This is a genomic window from Virgibacillus necropolis, from assembly GCF_002224365.1.
Taxonomy (GTDB): domain Bacteria; phylum Bacillota; class Bacilli; order Bacillales; family Amphibacillaceae; genus Virgibacillus_F; species Virgibacillus_F necropolis.
Map to the genome: position 1 here is coordinate 102,286 of NZ_CP022437.1, position 24,247 is coordinate 126,532.

Annotated in this window: 24 protein-coding genes and 1 pseudogene; 4 read left to right on the forward strand and 21 right to left on the reverse strand. The window is 37.2% G+C overall.

What is annotated here, in order from left to right; translation table 11 throughout:
* Positions 1-246: 246 nt before the first annotated feature.
* Positions 247-816 carry a TetR/AcrR family transcriptional regulator gene (locus CFK40_RS00505; protein WP_089530184.1) on the reverse strand — a complete coding sequence of 190 codons (570 nt, stop codon included), beginning with the start codon at positions 814-816 and terminating at the stop codon, positions 247-249.
* Positions 817-1,037: 221 nt separating this feature from the next.
* Here CFK40_RS00505 and CFK40_RS00510 point away from each other — a divergent pair, with 221 nt between their 5' ends.
* A complete protein-coding gene (locus tag CFK40_RS00510) occupies positions 1,038-1,949 on the forward strand; it encodes a DsbA family protein (protein ID WP_193433361.1) in 912 nt (303 codons plus the stop codon).
* Positions 1,950-2,292: 343 nt separating this feature from the next.
* On the opposite strand, the gene CFK40_RS21440 is transcribed toward CFK40_RS00510, so the two are convergent.
* The 6 genes from CFK40_RS21440 to CFK40_RS00535 form a co-directional block, all read right to left on the reverse strand.
* Positions 2,293-2,415: a hypothetical protein gene (locus tag CFK40_RS21440; protein WP_264371384.1), complete on the reverse strand. Its 123-nt coding sequence runs from the start codon at positions 2,413-2,415 to the stop codon at positions 2,293-2,295.
* Between the two features lie 64 nt (positions 2,416-2,479).
* Complete coding sequence (locus tag CFK40_RS00515; RefSeq protein ID WP_089530186.1) at positions 2,480-2,737, reverse strand: NAD(P)H-binding protein; 258 nt, start codon at positions 2,735-2,737, stop codon at positions 2,480-2,482.
* Positions 2,738-3,110: 373 nt separating this feature from the next.
* Positions 3,111-3,245: a MerR family DNA-binding transcriptional regulator gene (locus CFK40_RS21730; protein ID WP_227001840.1), complete on the reverse strand. Its 135-nt coding sequence runs from the start codon at positions 3,243-3,245 to the stop codon at positions 3,111-3,113.
* Positions 3,246-3,258: 13 nt separating this feature from the next.
* The gene (locus CFK40_RS00525; protein ID WP_089530187.1) at positions 3,259-4,005 is read right to left on the reverse strand and encodes an SDR family oxidoreductase; all 747 of its coding nucleotides are present in this window, start codon (positions 4,003-4,005) and stop codon (positions 3,259-3,261) included.
* A 386-nt stretch (positions 4,006-4,391) separates the two neighbouring features.
* Positions 4,392-5,498 (reverse strand): PQQ-dependent sugar dehydrogenase, encoded by a 1,107-nt coding sequence (locus tag CFK40_RS00530; protein ID WP_089530188.1) that lies wholly within the window; start codon positions 5,496-5,498, stop codon positions 4,392-4,394.
* A 166-nt stretch (positions 5,499-5,664) separates the two neighbouring features.
* Positions 5,665-6,705 (reverse strand): NAD(P)-dependent alcohol dehydrogenase, encoded by a 1,041-nt coding sequence (locus CFK40_RS00535; protein WP_089530189.1) that lies wholly within the window; start codon positions 6,703-6,705, stop codon positions 5,665-5,667.
* 425 nt (positions 6,706-7,130) lie between these two features.
* Here CFK40_RS00535 and CFK40_RS00540 point away from each other — a divergent pair, with 425 nt between their 5' ends.
* Positions 7,131-7,544, forward strand: coding sequence for a MerR family transcriptional regulator (locus CFK40_RS00540; RefSeq protein WP_089530190.1), 414 nt, complete (start codon positions 7,131-7,133; stop codon positions 7,542-7,544).
* A 112-nt stretch (positions 7,545-7,656) separates the two neighbouring features.
* Here the strand turns inward: CFK40_RS00540 and CFK40_RS00545 are convergent, their stop codons facing one another.
* Positions 7,657-8,814, reverse strand: coding sequence for an MFS transporter (locus CFK40_RS00545; RefSeq protein ID WP_089534244.1), 1,158 nt, complete (start codon positions 8,812-8,814; stop codon positions 7,657-7,659).
* 225 nt (positions 8,815-9,039) lie between these two features.
* On the opposite strand from CFK40_RS00545, the gene CFK40_RS00550 reads away from it, so the two are divergent.
* A complete protein-coding gene (locus CFK40_RS00550) occupies positions 9,040-9,915 on the forward strand; it encodes a LysR family transcriptional regulator (protein WP_089530191.1) in 876 nt (291 codons plus the stop codon).
* Positions 9,916-10,070: 155 nt separating this feature from the next.
* Positions 10,071-11,186, forward strand: a complete 1,116-nt coding sequence (locus CFK40_RS00555; RefSeq protein ID WP_089530192.1) for a CAP domain-containing protein — start codon at positions 10,071-10,073, stop codon at positions 11,184-11,186.
* Positions 11,187-11,400: 214 nt separating this feature from the next.
* On the opposite strand, the gene CFK40_RS20860 is transcribed toward CFK40_RS00555, so the two are convergent.
* The 13 genes and pseudogenes from CFK40_RS20860 to glmM form a co-directional block, all read right to left on the reverse strand.
* Positions 11,401-11,547, reverse strand: coding sequence for a hypothetical protein (locus CFK40_RS20860; RefSeq protein ID WP_161493805.1), 147 nt, complete (start codon positions 11,545-11,547; stop codon positions 11,401-11,403).
* Positions 11,548-12,013: 466 nt separating this feature from the next.
* The gene (locus tag CFK40_RS00560) at positions 12,014-12,442 is read right to left on the reverse strand and encodes a hypothetical protein (protein ID WP_152640090.1); all 429 of its coding nucleotides are present in this window, start codon (positions 12,440-12,442) and stop codon (positions 12,014-12,016) included.
* The gene (locus CFK40_RS00565; protein ID WP_089530194.1) at positions 12,402-12,893 is read right to left on the reverse strand and encodes a hypothetical protein; all 492 of its coding nucleotides are present in this window, start codon (positions 12,891-12,893) and stop codon (positions 12,402-12,404) included. The genes CFK40_RS00560 and CFK40_RS00565 overlap by 41 nt, the downstream gene beginning before the upstream one ends.
* Positions 12,894-13,128: 235 nt before the next feature.
* Entirely contained in the window at positions 13,129-13,887 is a 759-nt protein-coding gene (locus CFK40_RS00570) for an HNH endonuclease signature motif containing protein (protein WP_193433348.1), read from the reverse strand.
* A 148-nt stretch (positions 13,888-14,035) separates the two neighbouring features.
* Positions 14,036-14,176, reverse strand: a pseudogene (locus CFK40_RS00575) (heteromeric transposase endonuclease subunit TnsA); the annotation flags it as partial.
* Between the two features lie 130 nt (positions 14,177-14,306).
* A complete protein-coding gene (gene glmS / locus CFK40_RS00580; RefSeq protein ID WP_089530195.1) occupies positions 14,307-16,109 on the reverse strand; it encodes a glutamine--fructose-6-phosphate transaminase (isomerizing) in 1,803 nt (600 codons plus the stop codon).
* A 333-nt stretch (positions 16,110-16,442) separates the two neighbouring features.
* Positions 16,443-16,571 carry a hypothetical protein gene (locus CFK40_RS21445; protein WP_264371385.1) on the reverse strand — a complete coding sequence of 43 codons (129 nt, stop codon included), beginning with the start codon at positions 16,569-16,571 and terminating at the stop codon, positions 16,443-16,445.
* Positions 16,572-16,668: 97 nt separating this feature from the next.
* Positions 16,669-18,459, reverse strand: coding sequence for a S9 family peptidase (locus tag CFK40_RS00585; protein ID WP_089530196.1), 1,791 nt, complete (start codon positions 18,457-18,459; stop codon positions 16,669-16,671).
* 174 nt (positions 18,460-18,633) lie between these two features.
* Complete coding sequence (locus CFK40_RS00590; RefSeq protein WP_089530197.1) at positions 18,634-19,302, reverse strand: ABC transporter ATP-binding protein; 669 nt, start codon at positions 19,300-19,302, stop codon at positions 18,634-18,636.
* Positions 19,302-20,387 (reverse strand): ABC transporter permease, encoded by a 1,086-nt coding sequence (locus CFK40_RS00595; RefSeq protein WP_089530198.1) that lies wholly within the window; start codon positions 20,385-20,387, stop codon positions 19,302-19,304. The genes CFK40_RS00590 and CFK40_RS00595 overlap by 1 nt, the downstream gene beginning before the upstream one ends.
* Before the next feature lie 74 nt (positions 20,388-20,461).
* Entirely contained in the window at positions 20,462-21,841 is a 1,380-nt protein-coding gene (locus CFK40_RS00600; protein WP_089530199.1) for a sensor histidine kinase, read from the reverse strand.
* Positions 21,842-21,898: 57 nt separating this feature from the next.
* Positions 21,899-22,570 carry a response regulator transcription factor gene (locus tag CFK40_RS00605; protein ID WP_089530200.1) on the reverse strand — a complete coding sequence of 224 codons (672 nt, stop codon included), beginning with the start codon at positions 22,568-22,570 and terminating at the stop codon, positions 21,899-21,901.
* 275 nt (positions 22,571-22,845) lie between these two features.
* A complete protein-coding gene (glmM, locus tag CFK40_RS00610; RefSeq protein ID WP_089530201.1) occupies positions 22,846-24,189 on the reverse strand; it encodes a phosphoglucosamine mutase in 1,344 nt (447 codons plus the stop codon).
* Positions 24,190-24,247 lie beyond the last annotated feature (58 nt).

Genomic DNA, 24,247 nt, shown 5'->3' on the forward strand with positions numbered 1-24,247 from the left:
AAAATCAATGCTGTCATCTAATTCCTTCTGGGTTATCTCTATAGGGAGTAAAATAAGTTCAACACTGTAAGCGAGAGAGGGCGTACACTTAATTTCTAAATGTACGATCTTTGGGTTTTATATTATTGAACTATAAACTTTAAAGGTACCGAAATCACCTTAGTTAAAGTCAAAAGTCTAAGATGATTTCAGACCTGATAAGTATAGCGGGGACGGTGTTCCTGTCCCATTATCCCTATATACTTGTTAGTTTTTAGAATCAAAATCAATCCCAGACATTATATAAGGAATTGCTAATTTGATAAATTCTTCCGGCGGTATCTTCTTACTATTTCTTCTCCATTCTACAGAAGCCCCGTAAATCCCCCAACTTAATATGGCAGCAGTAATTTTTAGAGCTTCATCCTCTTCAGTTCTATTTTGTTTTAACAACATTTTGTAAAAAATGATTTCGAGCTGTTCCCTAATGATACGAGCAATGGTATCTTCGTATCCTCTATGACAACGATTAGATAATGACTTTTGAAAATTTGTGATCGCTATGAAGATGCTAACCAACGCTTCTTCATTTAGTTCGTTATTTTGGTAGTAATCACAATCCAAATTAACTAACAATACTTCTGATAATACCTTTTCCAATAAGTCATATATATCTTCAAAATGATAATAGAATGTGGCACGATTAATCAAAGCCTCAGCTGTAATATCCTTAACGGTTATATCCTTGAATTCTTTTTTACTTGAAAGTTCCATAAAAGAATCCATGATTAATTTACGGGTACGCCCGATTCGGGGATCCGTCTTTGGTTGAGTCATGTTGATCTCCCTCCTACTTTTTAAACAACTTCTTCAATATGTTGTATAAACGACATTTACAAAGAACTATTGGTGTTGATGATTTTCATTATGTTATAAAATCCAATTGTAAGCAAATAATTTTGAAGAAATGATTTAAAGCGAGGTATAAGGATTTTGCTTCTTTTTCCTCGCCTTATTCTATAGAAATGAGGGAAAATCAATTGAAAAACAATAATAATATGATTTGTGATTTAGAAACAGGTGTATGCGGAGTAGCTGGGGAAGAGGAAATGGAAGTAATTGATTTTAATCAACCAGAAAAATTGGTTAATCTTTATTATGTGACAGATCCCATTTGTTCTCATTGCTGGGCAATTGAACCTGTTCTTCGTCGTTTTGTAGAGCAGTATGGTGATTATTTTAACTTTCATACAGTTATGGGTGGTTTGCTGGAAAAATGGCATGACGGACCAATCGATCCTGCAAACGGAATTTATAAACCAGCCGACGTTGCTGGTCACTGGAGAGAAGTTGGAGAACATTCAAGAATGCCAATTGATGGGACTTTAATGATTGATAATCCCGTTCAATCCTCCTTCCCACCTTCTCGTGTATTTAAGGTGATTCAAAAAAATCATAATGAGAAAAAAGCATTTGAATATTTGCGCCGTGCAAGAGAAGCACTTTTCGCATTTAATCAAAATATTTCAGACAAATCCGTTATGATTGAAATCGTAAATAAACTTGGTCTTGATGGGGAAGCCATTGTAAATGAAGCTGAACAACCAATCGGACAACAATTATTGAATGAAGATTTTAGTCTAACTAGAAGCTTAGGTGCCAGAGGGTTTCCTACTATTATCATGATCAATAAAGAAAACAAAGGCGTAAAAATTGTTGGTGGTCGTCCATTTGAATACTATGTTGACGGATTAAAACAAGTTCTAAATACGGAAGGACCACAGCCAAAAGAACAACCATCCCTTTCTTGCTTGCTTGAAAAGGAAAAACTTCTATTTTCCAAAGAAATTGAAGTAATGTGTGGTGTTGAACAATCAGATCTTAATTCTTTTATCGAAAAAGAGCTTTCACCAGATCAATATCAAGCGAAGGAAATTCTAGGGGAGTGCTACTTTACAACAACAAAATAAACCTGAAAGTTTTATTATTAAAGTTTACAGATTTTGATATAATCACTCATTAAATGGAAAGCGAGTAGCTTAGGTTGCTACTCCTTTTCTATCTGTAATAAAAAGCGTTTCTTATAAAAAGCTAGTATTTTAGGGGGTTAGGCCTTGATTACAGATATGACAACATGATGTGGCAAACTACTGGACGCCCACCGTGTTGCAAAAAATGCCCCAGAGCCAACAAAGGAACTGAATACCAAGAACGGATCTTTTATGCGGTGTTCACTGAAAATAAATTTCTTCCACCGTTAACAGCGCTAGTTTTCCCCACAAAAAAAGACAACCGCTACAACCTGCGATCGTCTTACTTCGATCTATTCTTCCTTTTTTCAATTTCCTTTTTGATCATCGGTATACCTTTTTCTTTAACCGCTTTTTTCACTTTAGGATTGTTCAGCAGTTTTGCAACCTTCGTCAATTTCGACATGGTTCGTACCTCCTATTTATCATCACAAGACAAACATATCTGATTCACTTTTTATTATAACCTATTACCTGTCCGATATAAAAACATTTCCCTTAGCCGCCGCTGTAAATACAACTGCGTCCGCCCCCTTCGCTGCATTGGTGATATTATCAATGCTTCCTTCCAGATCAACGAGTACTGTTTTGACTCCTTGTTCCTCAAATTTTGGCGTTTGCCCTTTTTTTCGAACCATGGCAATGGGATTATGCTCACCTGATTCTTTTAGCTTTCTCACAAGATGTTGGCCTATTTGTCCGTTCGCTCCTATGATAAGTACATTCATGATTTTACCCTCCTGTTATCCATTAATTAAAGAAATTTATACGTTACCTTTTATTAGAGAAAATTTTTATTTAATTGGTAATTCTTCTGTTAATGTTTCTTGATTTTATTTAAAACTACTTATCTTCATGTGCACGAAGTTTTCCTTCATAAGATAGCATTAGTTCTTCATAGTTGTTAATCTTTCTATTTAATGAATCATAGGTTTTATTCAAAACATCGAGCTTTTCTGCTAATTCATCTCGCTGTTCTATTAAGATTTCTTTTCGGCTTCAGATTGTACCATCTCCCTTTTTGAAAAGGGAGATGTACTCAATAATTCGCTCAGGTAGAGACACGAACATCTCGCATACACTTAGTATAGTAAACCCAATCTAAATCCTCTGAATCAAAGTCTCGATATAGCCTCTGCTATCTCTTTGAACAGGTGGGATTACACCAACCCGTTCCCAATACCTTAGCGTGTCTGAAGGAACCTCATATTTTTCACTAATTTCTTTTATATTCATAAAACTTCTCACATCACCAAGGTTGATCTGTTGGTCCTACAGTAAATTCGTTCACATTGACATCTTCGGGCTGATTAATGGCAAATTCTACAATATTGGCTATACGGTCTGGTGTGATGCCATATTGCTTATACATTTCGGTTGCCCCTTCTAACGTATCTTTATCCGTAATAGTATCAAGTAATTCTGTATTAATAGCTGCCGGGTATATTGTTGCTGTACGAATATTAGTCCCTTCCTGTGCTGATTCCATACGAAGGACTTCCATCAAATTACGCACCGCCCATTTGGTCGCACCATAAACGGCACCGCCGGGATAGCTTTTCAATCCAGCTACAGAAGAAGTCGTAATGACATGTCCAGATTTTTGTTCTGTGAACGTTGGTAATATCGCAGCTATTCCGTTTAAAACGCCTTTGATATTAATATCAATCATGCTATTCCATTCATCCACTTTTAATGCGGATAATGGTGAGTTCGGCATAAGCCCAGCATTTAAGAAGATAACATCTACTTTTCCAAATGTATCTTTTGCTGCCTTGACAAGCTCCTCATTGTCTTTTGGATTCACAACATCCGTCACTTTGTAGGTTGCCTCTCCACCTTCATTTTTGATTGCTTCAACCAGCTCTTGTAACTTATCTTCACGACGAGCCCCCAATACGACTTTCGCGCCTTTTGATGCTAATAATTTTGCGGTAGCCTCACCAATTCCTGAGGAGGCACCTGTAATAATAACTACTTTGTCTTTGATTTCCATAATATTATCTCTCCTTTATTTTTGGATAGTTATACTGTACACCTTGAAGTCGACTCAAAGGCAAGCCTTTACCTTGAAGTTTTTTGGCAGTTAAGAAAGTTTTTCCTGCTGTGAATAAATTTCAAAGTATAATGTGTACCACAAATATAGATTCCTATGATAGATAGGTAGTCAATTAAAAACCTTATCGTTTAATCATCAGTGAACCAACCCATTGGATTGATATGAATAGCTTAGAACCCATGTCTTCATCGAAGGAAGAATGCACCCCATACACAACAATTAATACCGCTAAAAAGCGTAACGCAATCGTACTGTTTTTAGGTGAGATTTCCTTACCGTTATTTATGTGTCATATTTGGTAATGACAGTTCAATCTTTTGTAGTTAATCTAATTCTGAAAGTGATATCCTATATAGCCTGTCATCATTCTCCTGTGGAGCACCGCGCCCATCTCTATTATTATTAATAAAATAAAGATAGTTATCCTCAATCTGTACATCTCGAATTCTTCCAAGGCCGGTTATAACTTCACGGTATTCACCTGTTTCAAGATCAAATTCTAAAACAGCAGATCCCCTTAATGCTGCAACGTACAATTTTCCATTATAATTGTCCATTCCTGATGGTGCCCAAGTTGAATCATCTCCAGAAGTGAATAGCGGTGAGACCATCCCATCCTGTTCTTCATATCCTTCGATAATTGGCCAGCCGTAGTTTTGACCGGCTTCTATTCTATTTATTTCATCATTAGCATCGTTTCCATGCTCACTAGCATATAGTGTTCCGTCAGGTAACCAGGTCATCCCTTGAGGATTTCGATGGCCATAACTATAGACATATGAGTTCGGAAAAGGATTATCATTTGGAATCGATCCATCCAGATTCATTCTTAAAATTTTACCACCCAATGAATCGAGATCTTGTGCTATTTCACGTTCAGAAGCGTCCCCAGCTGTTGCATAAAGTTTCCCATCAGGTCCAATTTTAAGTCTTCCTCCGTGATGGTAGGAGCCACTTGGAATTTTATCGAGAAGCAAACTCTCTTCCCTCCAAACATTATCTTCCAAACGGAGTGTTATGACGCGATTAAATTGCCCATCACTTTCTTCATACGTATAATAGGCATAAGCTAGATTCGATTCGGAAAAGTCAGGAGCAAGGACAAATCCAAGTAACCCTGCCTCTGAGGCTGTGGATATCTCTTGCTTGAGTTCTACACTTTGCCTTTCCACTTCTCCTCCTTCTATCTTAACGATGGTGCCAGATCTTTCTGTTAAATAAAATGTATCCTCCAGTTTCTCGATGGACCATGGGACATCCAAATTTCCAGCAATAACTTCTAGATTTTCAGGCAAAGATAACTCTTCTTGTTGTGTATCTCCCAAATTATTAGAAGAATCTTGATTACTAGAAGAATTTTGCTCATCATTTGCGGAACAACCAATAAGAAAAAGAATACCGATTAGATATCCTGATAAGATTTTTTTCATCCACATTACTCCTCGCATAGTATACTTTTGATATAAGGAACTTTTTCTGTATTCATTAGTTGAATTACCGCTCTATAACGATAATTCAACTAGTTAACTAGTTACCAACTCAAATTAAATTTTCAAATGATCTATATAATCATTGGTATTTACTACCTTACATAAACTACATGGTACTGATATCGATTACGAATCGATATCGAACGTCAGAAGCCAAGACGCGTTCGAAAGCTTCATCAATTTGATCGGCAGAAATGACTTCAACCTGAGAAACAATGTTATGTTCGGCACAGAAATCTAACATTTCTTGCGTCTCACGGATACCACCAATCATGGAACCAGCAAACGAGCGACGATGACCGATAAGAGATTGTACGTTTAATGACAAGGGTTCTCCGGGAGCACCAACATTAACCAGCATGCCGTCAAGCGTAAGTAATCCGAAATAGGCATCCATGTCAATTTTTGCACTTACTGTATTAATAATTAAATCAAAAGAGCCAGCAAGTTTTTCAAATGTTTCTGGATTACTTGTAGCGTAGTAGTCAGCTGCCCCAAATTGCAATCCATCGTCTTTTTTATTCAATGTTTGTGATAGAACAGTTACCTCAGCTCCCATCGCATGTGCAATTTTGACAGCCATATGGCCAAGGCCTCCCATCCCCACAATGGCTACCTTCTTACCTAAGCCAGCTTTCCAATGATTTAACGGGGAATAGGTTGTAATACCTGCGCAAAGTAATGGTGCTGCGACCTCAAGCTCGATACTCTCAGGAATGCAGAGTACAAAGTCCTCCGATACGACAATGTGGGTAGAATAGCCACCTTGCGTATGTTCCCCATATTTATCAACCGCTGCATAGGTGTCTATTTTGCCATTAAGGCAGTACTGTTCTTCTCCTTTAAGACAATTCTCACATTCTCCACAGGAATCAACCATGCAGCCGACACCTACTCGATCGCCAACTTCATATTTTGTAACATCAGGTCCAATATCTGTTACAATTCCTGCAATCTCGTGTCCAGGAACAATAGGATAATGTACATCTCCCCAATCGCCGTGAGCAGTATGAATATCAGAATGACATATACCTGCATATTTGATTTCAATTAGTACATCCTTTTTATCCAGATTACGACGTTTAATTTCAGCTGCTCGAAATGGTTTGTTTGGACCATCGACAGCTCGTGCTTTAGCAGTTACCATAAATTAAAACCTCCGATAATATATTTTTAAGATAAGATGTTTGTATTAGACATCAATGGCTAAATTAAAATTGAATTTCCTTTTATTCATTTTTTATCCATGTACGCCTCCCTATTCTTGGAAATCATGTTACTCCATGAAGTTAACTTTAGGTCAACTAATTAGATTCTTTTTTTAGATAATTCATTTCAGCCTTTATTAACTATCCTTACAACATGCAGAAAAATAGAGTTAACTTTAAATCCTATTTTTGACGTTCCCCAAGTACTGTGATAGAATCCTTTTCAACCATTAAGTTAGCTCAAGGTTTGTATTTATTAGAAAACTTGGCATTCGCCAAGCCTTTGGGCGAATGACTTAGTTGCACTTATGCAGATAAGAAAGTTCTATACTTTCTTATCTGTTAAAAAAGGGGAGAAATAAGAATGACTTATTCTATCAGCGATGTTGCTAAAAAGTTGAATCTCACTGTACACACTTTACGTTATTATGATAGAGAGGGACTAATCCCTTTTGTAGAACGTACCGCTAATGGAACTAGAGTGTTTAAAGAATCGGATGTAGACTTATTAAAAATTATTCAATGCTTGAAATCTAGCGGAATGGCCATCAAAGATATCAAGACTTTTATTGAATGGTGTTCTGATGGAGATTCCACCCTGCAACAAAGATATGACTTATTTATGGAACAAAAAGCCGTTGTAGAAACACAAATGGAGGAACTGAAAAAGACACTAGATGTTATCGAACATAAATGTCACTATTATAGGGTAGCACTTGACGCAGGAACAGAGGATGTTCATAAAAACAATAAAATAGGAAATACCGTTTTTGATTAATATAAATCATCTGTACTTCATAAATCTGTATATGAAATACAGATGATTTTATTTGTTCTCCCTGTGCCTTAACAGAAAATCTCCGGATCTTAAGTCTCTAAAAAAAGAAGAATTATGCAGCGGTTTTATACAATGAATTTCGAAGTATAATACATATAAAACCGATCACTAATGAAAGGACACCTACGAATAAAATGTATTTCGTTCCAAATTGTGCAATGATAACTCCCGCTATACCAGCGCCAATCGTGGTACCTAAGTTAACAGAAGTCAGGAATAACCCATTTGCAAAATCTGGAGCCTTAGGGGCGGAAGACATAATCCAATATTGATTGATATTTGCACCAATCCCTCCCAATATTCCCCAAACTAATATAATAATAGCTGTAGGTACAGTAAGTTCAGCCACAAAGAAAAAGATAAGATAAACGGCTACTAATACCATGGGGAAAATTGTTACAGAACGGATAGGGTATTCTGTAAGTAATCTGCCCGCAATAATATTCCCTGCAATATTGGCCAAACCATAAACCAGCAACATGATACTAATTAAATTTGCCGACATATTCGTTACAACATCTAGATATGAAGCAAGGTAACTATATACTCCGAAAATGGCTGCGTTTAAGAAGAGAACAGCCAAAATAGAGAGCCAAGTAATTCCATGCGTTAAAATCTTTAGCTGAGAACCGTAAGAGAGTCTTTCTTGTACTGGCATGGAAGGTACAAAAATTAATGTTGCAATTAAGGTAAAAATATTTACAACAGCGAAAAAGGACATCGCCACTTCAAGTGAAATCGTATTGGCAATAAAGCTTACGACTGGCACACCTAAAACCATACCTGCGGAAACACCTATAAAAACTTTAGAGATAGCCTTTGGTGCTTCTTTTTCGCTAACAGAAGCAGCAGCAACTGATAAAGCTATCGAGACATAGACCGGGTGGAAAAAGGCTGGTATAACACGTGCTACTAAAGCAACCGTAAAATTGGTTGTAAAAACGGAAATAATGTTACCAATAATGAAAATAACTAATACCAGTAACATTACTTTTTTTCGATTCATACGAGAAAATACTAATGGCAGCGTTGGTCCAGCAATGGCAATGGCTAACGCAAAAAGACTAACCATTAAACCAGCTGTCGAAACACTGACATCAAAATGATCTGCTAAATCAGGAAGTATGCCAATTACACCCATTTCGGTATTGATAATACCAAAAACACCAACTGCTAAGATAAATATAAGTAAACTTTTAGAATTCTTCATAAAATATTGTCCAACTTCTTTCCTCGGCAAGTTACTTACAAGTTGCTTCACCAATCCCACTGGAAGCTCCCATAATAATAATCACTTTATCTTTAATTGCCATAATTAAACTCCCCCTTCTTAAGTAATTTACCTTCTCAATAACATCATAAGATGATATTATTCAAATAACAAATACCTATATCAAATACATTAATATAGCTAATAGACATAGGGGGATTTTTTATGGAGGTTCGGTTATTACGTTACTTCATTGCTGTCGCGAACCAACAAAGTATTTCTGCAGCAGCAAAATATTTACATATATCACAACCTACATTATCGAGACAATTAAGTGACTTGGAAGCTGAATTAGGTCTTCCTTTATTCATCAGGGGAAACCGAAAAATTACCTTAACAGACGAAGGAGTATTTTTACTAACAAAAGCGAAAGAAATTGTGGAGTTAGTCGATAAGACAGAAGCAAATTTTAAACAATCAGCAGAAATTATTAGTGGAGAAATATACATCGGTGGCGGAGAAACGGAAGCAATGCATTTTATTGCCAAGACTTTAAAAGAGTTACTTAAGGATCATCCAGCTATTCAATTTCATTTATACAGTGGAAATGCAGATGACATTACAGATAAATTAGACAGTGGATTATTAGACTTTGGTATTGTAATCGAACCAACAGATAAGGAAAAATATAATTACATGCACTTACCTGCTACGGATGTTTGGGGCGTATTAATGCGTAAAGATAGTCCTTTAGCACATAAACAATCTATCCAACCAATGGATTTAATAGATAAACCTTTATTAATCTCACGTCAAACAACCGTGGATAATGAACTGACAGGTTGGTTTGGACAGGACGTTAAGAATCTCCATATTACTGGAACGTATAACTTGCTTTATAACGCCACACTCATGGTTGAAGAAAATCTTGGATATGCCTTGTGTTTAGATAAACTTATTAACACATCAGGAGACAGCCAACTTTGCTTTAAACCTTTGAACCCTAAATTACATGCGGGATTAAATATTATCTGGAAAAAGCATCAAGTATTCTCCAATGCAGCAAGTAAATTTTTAGATCAAATTCGATATAACATTTAAAAACACTTATAAATCTCAAATAATAGGTATAACAAAATCCAGTATATCTAATACTGGATTTTATAATTTGCCCTAGAGTTAACTTTATGTTGTAAAATTAAAAGATAATAAGAACTAGGAAGGATGGAATAGATATTTTAAAGCGATTGTTTTTTATGCTGTTAATTATATTGTTGGCGTTTTGGACGAGACCGTTTTGGGAAGACTCCGCTCGTGAATTTATTCCTGAAGCCGTTAGTGATACTTTTCACTCTGCAAAGGATTTTACTACCCAAACGATAGATAATGACTTTGATTTTGACAAGGTGAGAGATCAAGCTACATCTCTTTACAATTCCGTAATTGATTCTGTGCAAGAAAAAGAACAAAAGCAGGTAGAAAAACCTGAACTAGCAACGCCAGACGAGCAGTCCTTTTCAATTGGAAACGTAGAGTTAGGGGATGCAAAAAATGACGTTGAAGAAATGTACGGAGCGCCATCACGAGAAAGTGAGAATGAATATGGTGTAGATTGGTCCACTTACCATGAAAACTACCAAAATTTTATGATGGTTGCATATGATGAACAAGAAGTTGTTCGTGGGTTATTCACAAATCAAGATTTGCTCTCTTCACAGTTTAATATAGCATTAGGAGACACAAAAGCTGTAGTGAACGATACGTTGGGTGAACCAGAAGAATTGATTCGCAATGGCTTGTTTAACTATCAAATCACTAGCGAAGGAGAATACGATGTATACCAAATAGATGGGAACTATGTGACTATCTTTTACGATATTCATGAAGGAAATGAGGTCACAGCTATTCAAATAATTGATGAGGACTTAGAAGCTGCGAAGGACTCTCTCTATACTACCGGTAGTGAAGAATTAAAAGAGGGTTTTGAATATCAATTATTTGACCTAACTAATTCTACTCGTGTAAATCACAACCTCCCTGTCTTAGAGTGGAACGAGGCCGCAAGAGAAACTGCTAGAAAACACAGTACTGATATGGCGGAAAATCAATTCTTTAGTCATACGAATTTACAAGGCCAGTCTCCTTTTGATCGAATGGAAGAAGACGAAATTGCTTTTACAACTGCTGGAGAAAACCTAGCTTACGGGCAATTTAGCAGTATTTTCGCCCACCAAGGCTTAATGAATTCACTAGGACACCGCAAGAATATATTACACAATGGGTTTACTGAGTTAGGAGTTGGTGTTGCTTTTAATGACAACAACCAGCCATTTTATACGGAGAACTTTTTTAGTAATCAATGGTTATACTAACCCCATAATAGTTAGTTGAAGAGGCTGGGATATAACTAGCCTCTTTATTTGTAATAAATAAAAGCAAATTCTTGGATAATGTCCAAGCAAGTCTTTTAACATTTTGGCGATAAAATGCATAGCTTTTTTTTGCTATCATTAATATAAATCTCACCACTATTCATCAACTTACCAATTAGTTGTGATTGAAGAAGAAATTATCCCGATAAGATAATCATTGAGAAAAAACTTTATTAAGGAGTTTAAAAGCGAATTTACTTAATTTCATCCAAAACCAGCTGTACAATAAAAAACCGCCGATGATGGCAACCAGCGCAGCTGTTGCGGCGATAATCGAACTGATTAGTATATTTAAATCCATATGTATAGCTCCTTCACAAATCCTGTCAATCGTCCTATTATATAGTTATACATATACCCAAAGGTGCGGTTAACCCTATATATAGAAGACTACGTGCGGGCGATTTTGTTAGGCTTAACAGTCTAATTTGCAAAAAAGGTAATTAACCTAACGGGTCTCTAAACTCCAATTGACTCGTATCCACAGCAACGCGAAATTTTTCTTCATTTTATCCATTCCTTTAAGTTATTTGTTTTTAACGTAACTTTCTTTATTTCCAATTGTAATCCCCTCCTTTCGTTTGGAAGAAGTGTTATTTTCACAATCTCATTTTTACCAAATACATCTTCTCGAAAAACAGGAGAAAATGCTATATCATCTATTCTGTCATTAACTAGATTAGCCGCCTCGGTGTGATACTGTAATAAGTTAATACCTAAAACAATGGCAAATTTTGTTTTTTACCCATTTGCTCCTAATTAAAATACTACTCATCATCATGGCTTAACCCAACCCTGGCTATATCTCCAATTTTAATAACCTTTTCGTCTTTTTTTCTACCACTTTTTTCTTCTTCATCAATATTAAGTTTTTCTCTACTAACCTTGGTTTCTGTTCTTCCGGACAAACCATTAGAAAATGCTTGTGTCAGGGGAGATGGATAATGAACTCTCTCTTTTTTAATCTTTTCGCAAACAGAAAACCTATAATACACCTCTGTAACTTCCAACTTATCTTTTATAAAGTCAAGGGTCCCCAAAACTTCATTATCATTATAAGGATCTTTTATTTCTTCGCCTTCTAAGAAAATCTCAATTTTTTCTCCCTCAGTAATATCATCCATATAACCACCATTAATAACTAGGCTATAATCATCAATTATCTTTATCACTCTGAATGTCGTAGAATTGCTCATCAAAGTCCCTCTCTTCCTTAGAAATAATGTCTATTCCTCTCTTTCGTACGCTCGCTGCTTCGTCTCTTAACCGTTCATACTTTTTATTAGGATATTTCTCTACAACATGAGCGTTATACTCTTTTAGCAGATCACTTAGAAACTTTAAATCATGGGTCACAAAAATCTGTCTTTTATGTATAAACTTATCACGAAGGTCTATTTTATTTCGAAGAGAATCTGTTTCATTTCTCAAACGTGTAACTTTATCTTGGAGGTTGTCATTCGTTTGAGATGTTTCATAAAGTCTATACTGAATTCGAAGACCATACCCAAAATAACATATTGAAATAATAACTAAGCTCAAAATAATCTTATTTTGTAGAGACCAAGTTGAAGGTATAAAAAAACCCACAAAACCAAAAAGTCCAAATAGGGGCATAGAATACAGATATTTTGTTAACCATTGCAAGAATAACCCCCCTTTTTGACACGTAATATTCTGTATAAAAAAACAAAAAAGCTTCGTTAATACAGTTAAATAATAACACAAATAACCAATTTTATTCTGAATTCCTGTTCATACAGATAGCCCCCTTTTCCCCCTGTTTGCACCGTATGTGCACCTTTTATCGCGTACGGCGCGCCAACTAATCCGATTCATTCTAATCTGTGTATTTAATGAAGAAGTCTCTTCTGTTCCAATCCTAGATTGCTTGAAGGCTGCATTGTCTACGAAGTTCGTTAATCATTTCTTTTTGTTTATGGTTCACGTGTAATGCTCGAAGTGTAGCTTTAATTTTGAGCTCCTTTAAATGGACAAGTCGGTGAATAGGTTCATGTAGCACGACCAGACTCGAAAACCGATCATCTCTTGTGAGATGATAAGGCTTTTTATGATGACAATGCCAATCCGAAAGACCTAGTTCCACTCCTGTTACCGCACACCTGCCATATTGGGCAATAAACTTACTAATGCGATTATCGTTATATTTAATCGTTCGATTTGGAATAAAGTTTGTCATGACATGATGAAGTACCCTTTTCTGAATCGCTTTTAGGTTTTGATGTATCTTTTCTCTGCTAACGGCAGTATAGTTACAAGTATTTTGTGAAAAACATAAATTCGTTTTATGCCGTTGGGCATAGATGGGGACAAATACCATATCCTCTATCTTATAGAATTGTGGTTCGTACCCTTTATAGCGTTTTTGTAGCGTACTCGACATATCCTTAAACTTGGCTTCTTTTCTAACGTCTTTTAATCGATTATATAATGTCTTACGAAGATAGAAGTTCAACTCATTCAGATTATTTGTAATTTGAGTTGCAGCAGCGTAATAATTTTGTATCGCCATGACAATGGTATTGAAATGCCAGACCGTTTCAGCACAAGGCTTCTTCTGAATTGCCTTTATGCCATCCTTTATTTTGGTTTTGGCCCTCGTTTTTGCTTTCTTCGACATATGGGAATGGGCCGCCAGATAAGCAGAAATTTATACATTTCACACTCTATGACATCACTTGTTTAAAGGCTTTGAGAATTACAAGCCTTTTTGGGGTAACGATAAAAGTCCAATTTCTCAATTTTAGGCTGAGAAATTGGGCTTTTTAAATATGTTTTAATCTCGTCGATCGCCCTTTAGAAGAGACATTTTGGATCGTTAACCACGGTATATATTCCGAACCTCTCCCACTTCCCCGTCCCTCCTGAATCCATTTTTCGATTTTAGATGTTCGTTTTCTTTTTGCCATTAAAAACACCCCTTAAGATAAGAATATCTTAAGGGGTGTTACGGTGCAACTTTGTTTTAAACGGTCGAACTTTTTTACAAACGGTTAAACTTTATTTCAAATCTACAGCTAAAAAAATCCTAACTACTTTCTACTCCACCGTAACACTCTTAGCCAAATTGCGTGGCTTATCAACGTCACAGTCACGGTGTAATGCTGCATAGTAAGCTAATAGCTGTAATGGTACGACAGAAGCAAGTGGTGTTAATAGCTCATGAACATGTGGTAATACGAATGCATCGTCATCTTGTTCAAGGCCGCGCATGCTTACAACCATTGCGTTTGCACCACGTGACACTACTTCCTGTACATTACTGCGAATTGCATAGTTAACTTCTTCTTGTGTTGCTAGTGCGATTACTGGTGTACCTTCTTCAATTAGAGCAATGGTTCCATGCTTTAATTCGCCACCTGCAAATCCTTCTGCCTGAATGTAGGAAATCTCTTTAAGCTTTAAAGATCCTTCTAAACAAACATAGTAGTCACTGCTGCGGCCAATGAAGAACGCATTGCGTGTTGTTGCTAAATAGTTTTTAGCAAGCTCTTCAATGGTATCTTTTTGATCCGTCAAAATTTCCATTGCGTTTGCCGCAATCGCAAGCTCTTGCATTGGATCGAAGTCGAGCGAGAGACCTTTTGCTCTTGCGGAATCAACCGCCAATATTGCAAGTACAGCAATTTGCGCTGTGTATGCTTTTGTTGATGCAACTGCAATTTCTGGTCCTGCATATAGATTTAACGTATAATTTGCTTCACGAGAAAGGGTGGATCCTGGCACATTTGTAATTGTAAGTGCTGGATATCCCTTTTCTTTAATTCTTACTAATACCGACCTACTATCAGCTGTCTCTCCACTTTGTGAGATAAATACAAACAATGGCTTTTCTGATAGTAATGGCATGTTATAGGAAAATTCACTTGCTACGTGAACTTCGACTGGGATGTTCGCTATTTTTTCAATGAAATGTTTTCCAACTAGTCCTGCATGATAACTTGTGCCGCATGCAATGATATAAACTCGATCACAAGCTTGCATTGCCGCACGTATATCTCCATCAAGCTTCAGCTCGTTGTTTTCATCTTGGTATTCTTTGATGATTCTACGCATAACAAATGGTTGCTCATCGATTTCCTTCAACATAAAGTGTGGGTACGTACCTTTTTCAGTATCACTCACATCAATCTGCGCTGTAAAAGGTTTACGAGTAACAGCAGTTCCATCAAGCTTTTGGATTTCAACAAAGTTGCGGTTAACCAGAACAACTTCTTTGTCATGGATTTCTAGATACTGGTCAGTTACCTTTAGTGTCGCCATAGCATCACTTGCGATAACATTGAACCCCTCGCCTAAACCAATCAATAACGGGCTCTTATTTTTTGCCACATAGATTTTATCTTGGTCTTCACGATCAATTAAACCAAGGGCATAAGAACCTTTTAGAAGACTTACGGTTTGACGAAATGCCTCAGCAGTATCTTCAAGTTCCCCGAAAATCTTCTCCATTAATTGTACAATGACTTCTGTATCTGTTTCACTGACAAAATTTGCGTCTTGTAGATGACTCTTTTTCAGGTCCTGGTAGTTTTCGATAACTCCATTATGAACGACTGTAAAGCGGCCTGAAGTACTTTGGTGTGGATGAGCATTCTCAACATTTGGCACACCATGGGTTGCCCAGCGTGTGTGGCCAATTCCCATTGTGGCATGTGTTGATGCATCTACACGATCTTGAAGCGCTGCAATACGTCCTTTAACTTTGAAAATATTCATTCCCTCGTCATTTAAAACAGCAATTCCAGCGGAGTCATAGCCGCGATATTCCAATTTCTCAAGTCCATTTAATAAAATTTCTTTTGTATCATTTTGTCCGATATAGCCTACAATTCCACACATAGTGTGTATCCTCCTTGTACGGAAGGGGCAGACAAACGGCCTGTATATACTAGCATTACGGGGCGTTTTACTGCCCCTTTCTCGTGGTTGTTTAATTGGTCATCTTGCCTTATTCAATTGGCCAACAAGTTGCCTCATTGTTTTATGAATAAAGTATAACGATTGAGATGTGCAATCGGGAGGTATCCGCCGAAAAAATCGATAATCCTCCTCCTCGTCAACTATTCATTGCTAAGTCGTCTCTGTGAATAGTTCAGGCGCTTTTGATGCTATTCTACCTTACGATGCTCCTTTCTATTTTTGACTAAAAGTACTTATGAATGGTTTATCCAATCACAACACACTATATTCTAACCGATAATCAATTGTTTGGTCAATGGTTATTTTGTGTATGTTGTTATAAGTGTATGTTGGTTCAAAGTAAATGGTGAAATCAATTGTTCCTTTCAACTTTTGTTTCATTATTTAAATTATATCACCTTGATTAAGTAGTCACACATATCAATCTCAGTCAAACAAAAGCAGGTTTACCAAAAATGGTTAACCTGCTCTTAAATAGTTACCCTTGATGCTTTTCCAAAAAGTCAATCATACGATTATACGTATTAATTTCATTTTCTTTTTTACTAAATCCATGCCCTTCATCCTCAAGCACCATGTATTCCACTTCACGACCTTTTTCTTGAAGCTTCGCAACGATTTGATCTGATTCTGCTTTCACAACACGAGGATCTTTTGCACCTTGGATCACGAGCATGGGCTTTGTCATTGTATCCAAATATGTTACTGGAGAATCCCGAACAAAACGTTCTTTGTCGCGTTCCGGATCACCAATCCATCGCTCCATAATTGGTTTCCAGTGTGGAGGAACGGAATTTACGAACGTAAACAAATCAGATGGTCCAAAAATGTCGATGCACGCTTTGAAATACTCTGGATGACGACCATGAAGCAATAATGTCATATATCCACCATAGCTACCACCAACAAGGAATAGTTTTTCTCGATCGGTAATACCTTTTTCAAACAGCCATTCGATACTTGCAACACAATCAAGCCTTGGTCCCTCTCCCCAATCCTGTTCCACCATTTTTACGAACGATGAACCATATCCAGTACTACCTCGGAAGTTCGGAGCAAAAACACTGTATCCGCGGTTTAAGAAACATTGGAACATGGATCTGAAAGTCTTTCTTTCTGCTGCTTGCGGACCACCGTGCGGCCAGAAAATAGTATGACCATTATCATTATCTGGACTCGCTTTAAATAATAATGCCTCAATTTCCATGCCATCAAATGACGGATAGGTTACTACGTCTGGCTCAATCATTTCTTCTTTGCTAACACCTAATACCGTGTTATTTGTTAGCCGCTTCCATTGCAAACTATCATTCAGTTGATAAATATTAGGCGGAATTGTAGCACTTATACCAAGTGCATACAGGGAACCAGATTTTGCAACATGAAGTTGATTAATGACATCAACTGGTAGGCTTAATTTTTCTACATGTTCTATCGTTAAATCATATCGATACAAATTATCCTGGACTCCATTTTCAGCAAGGATATAAAGTGTTTGCTGTTCTTTATTAAACTTCAACGTTTTTACACTTTCATTATCGAGTGTTACAACAGACCAAAATTGCTTTGTTGTTATATCAAATTTTGCTACATAACTATATTCACTATCATAATCAGTAGCAAAATAGACGGTAGAATCATCCACAAAAACAGAATCAAATGTTACATGAACTTTTTCCGGATCTGGTGTTAGGCTATACTCCTGACCATTATCTTTAACAAAACCTGTCACATACGTGTTAGCGAACGAAACTTGATATACAAATACTTTTTCATTATCTGACACAGCTGCTAGTTCCGTAAGGCCGTCTTTTCCTTTATGGATAAGCTTGTCAGAATCATCCGCAAGATTACGAACGCGGGTATTTAAAAAAGATTCATTTCCTTCAGATGTTACATAATAAATTCGTTCTCCATCATCACTTAAATGTGCAAGGTAAAATTTGTCTTCAGCACTTCCGGTTATTAGCGGTTGTGGTATCCCACCCTCAGCAGGTAGTGCATAAATATGGTGGTTTTCATCACCTTCCTGATCAAATCCTGATAAAACATAGCGATTAGTAGCATCAAATTGAATAAAGCTACTTAACTGTTCCTGATGCGCAAAGAGGTATGGGTATGTATCTGGTAAATCCATTGCCCACAAATTCATTTTGCCATTTAGATTTGCATTAAAAATAAGACGCTGTTCATCTTTACTTACTGCAAAATTGGTAATTGCGTATGTACGAAAAAACTGCTCTACGGTTGGTTTCGGAAATTGTATCATCATAGTCCCCCTGATTTGTTTTCTATGAAAGTTCTAAGATGTTTGAATTGTTACTTATTAGTATAGCTTATATTTATTCGTTCCGATAGAGTGTTATGTGTACCAGACAACATTTTCCCCGTTGTCAAAATTTGCACAAAAGGTGAAAACCATAAGTTTCCACCCCGCAGTGCGTTATACCAATTTTCCATCCTTAATCGTGATTACCCTGTCACATAAATGCAAGACACGCTCATCATGTGTCACCATAATTCCCGATTTATTACGGGTTTTTATTTCATTCGCTAGCATTTCAACTACTTCTAATCCACGTTTCGAGTCTAAGCTTGCTGTAGGTTCATCCGCAAAAATAATACTCGGATCATTCATTAGCGCACGAGCTACAGCAACTCGTTGCCTTTGCCCCCCTGAAAGCTCATTCGGAAAATGATCAAGTCGCTCAGAAAGTCCAAAATGTTCAAGTAAATCCTTCGCCCGTTTTTCCGCTGCCTTTTTACTTAGCGCTCCTAGTTTACCGATTAACCCTAGCTGATCTTTAATTTTTAAATAAGGAATAAGGTTTGCTGATTGGAAAATAAATCCTAGTTTATCTAAACGCAATTGTGTAATTTTTTTCGATGATAAGGATGCTAAATCCTTATCATCTATACGTATCTGTCCACTGGTCGGTGTGAGCAATGCTCCAGCAATTGATAGCAAAGTACTTTTACCAGAACCTGATGGGCCTACAATTGCTACGAATTCCCCTTCTTCAATCCCAAATGAAGCCTGGTCAATTGCTTTAAATTCCTTAGGTCCATCATGATAGATCTTTGTGACATTATCCATTTCTAGTGTTTTCATTAATTAGCCCCTCCTTCAATTGCCTGGATCGGATCAACTTTCACAATTTGAATGAGCGATAATAATGATCCAAGAATCGTAACAACTAGCAATACGGTAGAAAATTGCAGCATGTTCGTGATATTAAGCACAAATGGTAAATCTTTTGGAAACAATGTTGCCGCTCCATACGTTAAACCCAGTGCAATGCCAATACAAATTACAGAGATTAATACCACCTGTGAAATCGCATTCCGTATTAAATACGATGTTTTTGTTCCAAGTGCCTTCAACACGCCAAATTGATCTGTTTTTTGCAACGTTAAGACATAGAAGAACACAGCCAGTACAAACGTACCAATCACAAACAAGAAAACAATCATCATTGTTAGTGAAGCTTGTTCCTGGGAGTAGCCCGGTATTCCTTTTAATAATTCATCCTTTGTCAAAATATCAAAATCACCAGAGAGTTCACTTTTTACCGTTTCACTCTTGCCCTCTGCCACTTGAAGTGCAACTGCACTAATTTTTCCATTGGATGCTCCTAGCGCCCCGCTTCCTACATAGGCAACTGGTGTGTGACTAAACCGTGATTTTTCGGTAAATCCAACTACAGTAAAGATTTGATCAGAACCACCTAATTGCAGTTCATCGCCCAGCCGTACACCTTCTTGTTTCATGGAATCGTCTAAAATTAACTCTGATTGACCAGGGGCTGAAAACGTCTCGCCACTACTTACCTCAGGAATTAACATGCTGTTTTCATCCGTCGTAAATAGTGCAACATCAATTTGCTTATCTGACCCTTTTTCAGTGGCACTTGTCATGTTGACTGAAAGTGTTACAGCTGCTTCAACACCCTCTGTTTCCTGAATAGTTTCCAATTTATCTGCAGGAAACAGTGAACGAGTAATCTTATGTTCAACGTCTTTTTCTAGCACCAGATAATCCGCTTGTAAATTTTGAACAGCAGAAGCATTATCTGAAGATAAACCTTGTGCCAAACCCGAGATGATAAAAATCAACATGGCGATTAGCACCATAATGACGCTAATTAATATATACCTAAACTTTGCATGAGTTAATTCTCTTATCGCTAAAAACATAAAAATCGTCCCCTCCTAAATCTCACATTACTTATAGCTTACATAAGTAATGTGAATAGAAGATGAACGATTGATTACTTTTTCGGTAGGTAGACATGAAAGGTTGAACCTTTGCCCATTTCGCTTTCCACTTCGATGGTTCCTTGATGAATTTCAATTATTTTCTTCACAATTGCAAGCCCAAGACCTGTGCTAGCATCACTTCTAGTCCTCGCTTTATCCACCTTATAGAATCGGTCAAATATCTGCGCTACATCCGCTTCTGTCATTCCAATTCCAGTATCTTGAATGTATACATGTACACCACTTTTGTCCTCTTTCGTTGTAATGGATATAGTTCCCCCATTATCTGTATAGCGAATCGCATTCGTCATTAAGTTCATCCAGATTTGTTGGATTAAATCCGTTGAACCTATAATTTCACCTGCCTGTAAATTTAAATCGATACTGAGGTTTTTCTCCTGCCATTGCCACTCTGTCGTTGATACAACCTCTTTAATTTGATCATCGATAGAAACTGGAAATGCCGTGTTACCACTATCATCATGATCAAGCATCGATAAGATAAGTAGCTGTTTCCCTAACATGGATAAACGTTTACTTTCTTTTTCAATAATAGTTAGATAGTAATGTCGCTCATCTGCTGTCATTTCTTCATCTCTAACCAATTCAGTAAAGCCTTGTATCGAAGTCAGTGGTGACTGAATTTCGTGGGATACATTTGAAACAAATTCTTGTCGTTTTGTTTCTGTTAGCTCTAAGCTATCACTCATTCTTGAAAAGTCCTTTGCCAGCCGGCCAATTTCATCCTTACGATTAACATTCAATTTCATATGGTAGTTCCCAGCAGCGATTTTCTTTGTTGCTTCTGTCAACCGTTTAATTGGTTTTACTATATAGCTTGTACTTATTAATACTAATAAGAAAGAAAAGGTTAGTGCCAAAGTAAGTAAAACTGCAAGAAAAAACCGCATTTCACCAAATTGCTGTGCAGTATTTGGCCGTACAAATAAAGCATAATTTTCTCCATTAACTTCTATAGGAACACCAATTGTATTTTTCAATTCATTATCAAAAAATCCTGTCACAAAGGGCCTCCATGGATACTGCTTAATCCCATGATAGACATTGCCCTCCAATACACGTTCAATGTTACTGGAATCTAAATTGTTTTTTCGAAACGATTCCCCATAAACCTGTCCATCGCCAGCCTCATCCACCAAATAAAATTTATAGCCTAGATCGGCCATTTCTTTTAGATAGGTTGAAACACCTTGTTTGTTATTCGAATTATAAATATCTACAATGTTCTTACTGATATGTGTAATTTTTGCATCATTCTTTGGTTTTAAATAATGTTGGTAATAAATATTCGATGCGAAGAAGGCAATAATAGAACTCGCAATCATAATTACCATCGTTACGACGATAATGCGTACATAAAGAGTTCGCATAGTTGTTCCTCCAAACAAGCTTCATTTTTATTTTTATCAGTGAACATGAACAGGTTGTTACACCCGTTCAAGCTTGTAACCCACACCTCGTATTGTTTTAATAGAAAAATCATGATTATTTTCAGTGAAACGCTCTCGTAAACGCTTAATATGTACATCGACCGTCCGATCATTCCCAGTGAAGTCGTTTCCCCAAACTAATTCAATTAATTGGTCCCTTGTGAAAATTTGATTGGGATAGTTAGCCAGCTGTGCAAGTAACTCAAACTCCTTTAATGGCAAAATAACCGTTTTACCATTAATCTTTACTTCGTAGCTTTTTCGGTCAATGATTGTATTTCCTAGATGAATGCTCTGCTCATTCATTACTTGAAATCTTCTAAGTAAAGCTTTGATCCGGAATAAGACCTCTTTCGGTTCAAAAGGCTTTACGATGTAATCATCTGTTCCAGCTGTAAAAGCTTTTTCCTTATCGATTAGTTCACCCTTAGCTGTCAGCATGATTACAGGAATATCGTAGTATGTACGAATTTCTTTACATAGTTCATAACCATTCACATGTGGCATCATAATGTCTACCACAGCGAGATGAATCGTCTGTTTTTCTAAAAGTTCTAGTGCAGCTTGTCCGTCCCCGGCTTCAACTGTCCGATAGCCTTCTTTTTGCAAATAAAAGCGAAGCAGCTCCCTAATATGTGGATCATCATCAACAAGTAAGACAGAAATCATTTTGAGTCACTCCCGCGCATATTTGACTTTATCGTATCATATTATAGAGTGTGAGGTGTGGAATGTATTTAGTCGGGGACCGTATTTCGCCCGTGACGGATCGTATTCCCGCATCGACAGACCGTATTTTGGCTACGACCGATCGTATTTCCGCACGACGGACTGTATTTTGGTTGCGATCGATTGTATTCCCGAACGACGGACTGTATTTCGATCACGGACCGTGATCGAAAACAAAAATACTGCCCCCCTTTGGAGAGCAGTATTCACACGTATTATTTCATTCCTAATAAATCATCAATTACAGCGACAACACAGTCCGCATATCGTTCACAATCCGCTTTTGTTGGTGCCTCGACCATCACGCGTACAAGTGGTTCAGTACCTGATGGACGGACAAGCACGCGTCCTTCTCCAGCCATTTCTCTCTCCACTTCATCAATTGCTTCGGTAATTTTCGGATTAGTTAATGCGTTTTTCTTATCGGTAACTTTTACATTCTTTAACACCTGAGGGAAAATTTCCATTTCAGCTGCTAGTTCTGATAAAGGTTTTCCAGTTTCCTTCAACACATTTACGAGTTGTAATGCGGTAAGAAGGCCATCACCAGTTGTGATGTAATCTAGGAAAATAATGTGTCCAGATTGTTCACCACCGAGGTTATATCCACCTTTACGCATTTCTTCCATTACATAGCGGTCACCAACTGCTGTTTTATCACTGCGCATGCCATTATCTTCTAATGCCTTATAAAAGCCCAAATTACTCATGACCGTTGATACTACTGTATTATGGTGTAAGTGGCCTTTTTCATTCATATATTTACCGCAAATATACATAATCTGATCGCCGTCCACCAATTGCCCTTTTTCATCAACAGCAATTAAACGGTCACCATCACCATCAAAAGCAAGACCAATATCAGCGCCCTTTTCGGAGACAAATGCTTGCAGGGTTTCTGGGTGGGTCGAACCTACACCGTCATTTATGTTCAATCCATCTGGAGAACTTCCGATTGTATAAATATCCGCTTCAAGATCAGCAAATAAATGCGATGCTAGGCTAGACGTTGATCCATTTGCACAGTCTAACGCAATCTGCATACCTTCGAATTCATTGTCCACGGATCCTTTTAAGAAGGAAATATATTTCTGTCCACCTTCAAAATAATCGCTTACCTGTCCAACCTCTTCACCGACTGGTCGAGGAAGTAGATCTTCACTATCCATTAACGTTTCGATTTCTTCCTCTTGTTCATCGGTTAATTTAAATCCGTCTGGCCCGAAAAACTTTATCCCGTTATCTTCTACTGGATTGTGTGAAGCTGAAATCATAACACCCGCTTCTGCCTTGGTTGCTTTCGTCAAATAAGCAACACCCGGTGTAGAAATAACACCAAGACGCATTACTTCAGCACCTATTGATAATAGACCAGCAACTAATGCACCTTCTAGCATAGGTCCAGAAATCCGTGTATCTCGCCCAATTAAAACTTTAGGTTTCTTTATGTCTTTTGTTAAAACAAATCCACCACAACGTCCTAGTTTAAATGCAAGCTCGGGAGTTAGTTCATCGTTTGCTATTCCTCGGACACCATCTGTACCAAAATATTTACCCATGCAGTACCTCTCCTTTTGTTTCCAAATACCTGTATTATTTCTACAATTATTACAACTT

What these genes read in the sequence shown, in the direction of transcription:
- CFK40_RS00505 (WP_089530184.1), bottom strand. Translation starts at nt 816, where the DNA reads ATGACTCAACCAAAGACGGATCCCCGAATCGGGCGTACCCGTAAATTA.
- CFK40_RS00510 (WP_193433361.1), top strand. Translation starts at nt 1,038, where the DNA reads ATGATTTGTGATTTAGAAACAGGTGTATGCGGAGTAGCTGGGGAAGAG.
- CFK40_RS21440 (WP_264371384.1), bottom strand. Translation starts at nt 2,415, where the DNA reads ATGTCGAAATTGACGAAGGTTGCAAAACTGCTGAACAATCCTAAAGTG.
- CFK40_RS00515 (WP_089530186.1), bottom strand. Translation starts at nt 2,737, where the DNA reads ATGAATGTACTTATCATAGGAGCGAACGGACAAATAGGCCAACATCTT.
- CFK40_RS21730 (WP_227001840.1), bottom strand. Translation starts at nt 3,245, where the DNA reads ATGAATATAAAAGAAATTAGTGAAAAATATGAGGTTCCTTCAGACACG.
- CFK40_RS00525 (WP_089530187.1), bottom strand. Translation starts at nt 4,005, where the DNA reads ATGGAAATCAAAGACAAAGTAGTTATTATTACAGGTGCCTCCTCAGGA.
- CFK40_RS00530 (WP_089530188.1), bottom strand. Translation starts at nt 5,498, where the DNA reads ATGAAAAAAATCTTATCAGGATATCTAATCGGTATTCTTTTTCTTATT.
- CFK40_RS00535 (WP_089530189.1), bottom strand. Translation starts at nt 6,705, where the DNA reads ATGGTAACTGCTAAAGCACGAGCTGTCGATGGTCCAAACAAACCATTT.
- CFK40_RS00540 (WP_089530190.1), top strand. Translation starts at nt 7,131, where the DNA reads ATGACTTATTCTATCAGCGATGTTGCTAAAAAGTTGAATCTCACTGTA.
- CFK40_RS00545 (WP_089534244.1), bottom strand. Translation starts at nt 8,814, where the DNA reads ATGAAGAATTCTAAAAGTTTACTTATATTTATCTTAGCAGTTGGTGTT.
- CFK40_RS00550 (WP_089530191.1), top strand. Translation starts at nt 9,040, where the DNA reads ATGGAGGTTCGGTTATTACGTTACTTCATTGCTGTCGCGAACCAACAA.
- CFK40_RS00555 (WP_089530192.1), top strand. Translation starts at nt 10,071, where the DNA reads ATGCTGTTAATTATATTGTTGGCGTTTTGGACGAGACCGTTTTGGGAA.
- CFK40_RS20860 (WP_161493805.1), bottom strand. Translation starts at nt 11,547, where the DNA reads ATGGATTTAAATATACTAATCAGTTCGATTATCGCCGCAACAGCTGCG.
- CFK40_RS00560 (WP_152640090.1), bottom strand. Translation starts at nt 12,442, where the DNA reads ATGAGCAATTCTACGACATTCAGAGTGATAAAGATAATTGATGATTAT.
- CFK40_RS00570 (WP_193433348.1), bottom strand. Translation starts at nt 13,887, where the DNA reads ATGTCGAAGAAAGCAAAAACGAGGGCCAAAACCAAAATAAAGGATGGC.
- glmS (WP_089530195.1), bottom strand. Translation starts at nt 16,109, where the DNA reads ATGTGTGGAATTGTAGGCTATATCGGACAAAATGATACAAAAGAAATT.
- CFK40_RS21445 (WP_264371385.1), bottom strand. Translation starts at nt 16,571, where the DNA reads ATGAAACAAAAGTTGAAAGGAACAATTGATTTCACCATTTACTTTGAA.
- CFK40_RS00585 (WP_089530196.1), bottom strand. Translation starts at nt 18,459, where the DNA reads ATGATACAATTTCCGAAACCAACCGTAGAGCAGTTTTTTCGTACATAC.
- CFK40_RS00590 (WP_089530197.1), bottom strand. Translation starts at nt 19,302, where the DNA reads ATGAAAACACTAGAAATGGATAATGTCACAAAGATCTATCATGATGGA.
- CFK40_RS00595 (WP_089530198.1), bottom strand. Translation starts at nt 20,387, where the DNA reads ATGTTTTTAGCGATAAGAGAATTAACTCATGCAAAGTTTAGGTATATA.
- CFK40_RS00600 (WP_089530199.1), bottom strand. Translation starts at nt 21,841, where the DNA reads ATGCGAACTCTTTATGTACGCATTATCGTCGTAACGATGGTAATTATG.
- CFK40_RS00605 (WP_089530200.1), bottom strand. Translation starts at nt 22,570, where the DNA reads ATGATTTCTGTCTTACTTGTTGATGATGATCCACATATTAGGGAGCTG.
- glmM (WP_089530201.1), bottom strand. Translation starts at nt 24,189, where the DNA reads ATGGGTAAATATTTTGGTACAGATGGTGTCCGAGGAATAGCAAACGAT.